Source organism: Ciceribacter lividus (assembly GCF_003337715.1).
Classification (GTDB): Bacteria; Pseudomonadota; Alphaproteobacteria; order Rhizobiales; family Rhizobiaceae; genus Allorhizobium; species Allorhizobium lividum.
The window spans coordinates 1-1,879 of record NZ_QPIX01000022.1 but is presented as its reverse complement, the minus strand read 5'-3'; the positions used below and the strand labels follow the sequence as shown (position 1 = coordinate 1,879).

1 pseudogene is annotated in these 1,879 nt (G+C 62.7%); it reads right to left on the bottom strand.

Going from position 1 to position 1,879, the window contains the following annotated elements:
* A pseudogene (locus DFR48_RS21650) lies at positions 1-1,838 on the bottom strand (hypothetical protein); the annotation flags it as partial.
* Positions 1,839-1,879: the final 41 nt, after the last annotated feature.

Below are 1,879 nucleotides of genomic sequence, written 5' to 3'. Positions count from 1 at the left end.
ACCGTGCTGCCCGAGGCGACCGTCACCTTCGAGAGCGTGCCGGAGCCACCCAACACGCCGTTTGTGACGGTGATGTCGCCTCCGAGAGTGCCGTTGACGTTGAGTTGCCCGCCCGCCACGTTCGTTGTGCCCGTGAAGCCCGAGGAATCACCGGTCAGCGTGGTCACGCCGGCCAGTTGATTGATCTCGCCCTTGCCCTCGATCCCCGCAGCGAAGATGTAGTCGGTATTGGTGTGGTTGAAATTGATCGTGGCCGAACCGGCGCCGATCTTGATCCTGGACGCGTCGAGAAAACCGGCAGCACCCGCCGACGAGCCCTTCGAACCGCCGATGTTCAGCGTGGCCACGGAGCCTACCCCCACAGGCACATCGGCCGGGTACCCCGCCATAAAGAGAGTTCCTTGGCCGTCCCCAATGTTCCACCGTCCGCCGCGAGCCAGTGTTACGGTCCCTTCTGCTCCGTCGAACTCGGCGATGTAGCCTTCAAGGCTGGAGACCGTGGCGGAATCGGCGACAGAGAGCAGGCCACGACCGTCCGAGCCCACAACGACCTCACCGACAGCGTCCAGACGAGAGTTCTCACCGGAAACCACCACAGAGCCGTCCCCATCCGCGCCTGCCCCGAGATAGAAGATGTCCGCCGAGACCTCGCCGCCGTCGACCACGGCAAGGCTGCCACGACCATGGGTTCCGACGTTCAAATAGCTGTTGTTGCGCCAGGCTGATCCGCTTCCTGCAACCGTGACGCGCCCCTGCGATCCGGCAGTTTTTCCCAAGGCACCACCCGTAGAGGTAACCACGCTGCCGGATTCGACCGTGACGACACCTATGCCGCCGTCCCCGTACCCGACCCAGAGCCCTCCTTTGCCGCCACTCCCCCGCGCATCCCAGGTGCCACCATTCGCCAGATTGACGGTGCCGAGTGCCCCAACTCCAACATATCCGCCATTACTGGCCATGGATGCGCCGTCTCGTATGTTGAGCCTACCTTGTCCGTAGTTGCCGACAATAGCCTGCCCGGCCACGTCCGCGCGGGACCCGGCCCCCATCACCGTCATGGTGCCTTCACTGCCCACACCATGGCCAATCTTCAGATCACCAATACGCGACCCGGAAAGGATCGCGTCCTTTTGCACGAAGTTTGCGCCATTGGAAATCGTGAGGCTTCCCTTGCCTAGCAATCCGACATGAACCTCTCCCGAGGCATCCAACGTCGAACCAGCGCCATCCACGAGCACAGTTCCCTGCGCGCCGGCAGCGACGCCCATTTCGAATGTCCAGCCGAGACTTGTGAGATGGCTGCCTCCGGTAACGTTGAGCGTTCCCACGCCGGCGGTTCCAACAGACGTATTCAACTGAACGGAGAGGCTACCGCCGTTGCTCACGTTGACAGTACCGTTGCTATCCGCCGTCATTCCAATGTTAAGCACGCCACCTACGGTCATCGAAGCGCTGTCGGTTACCGTCAGACTCCCTTGCCCCAGCCAGGAGCTGACAGATACATCGTTTACTGTCGTCCACGAACTCCCGGCTCCCGTGACTGTGGCGCTGGCGGAGAACTCTTCCCCGATTACGGCCGAAGCGCTGTCCAGTGTTCCACCGCCCTCGATCTGAAGCGAGGCCCCATCCTGACCTCCCAGCCCCATGTAGAGATCGGAGGTCGCTGCCGCTGACGTTATCTTCGGCGCGTTGGTAGCGCCACTGATGTTGACCACCTCACCTGCGTTAGGCACGCCGGCGAGCCAGTTGCCGGCGTCCCCCCAGTCAGAACTGACGTCTCCAACCCAGTCCTCGGCGATCGCCGGACGCTGGAAGGCCAGTCCTGCGAGAACCAGCACAGAGACCGAGGCAAGCCAGCTCCTCCTGCCCAACGGGGATC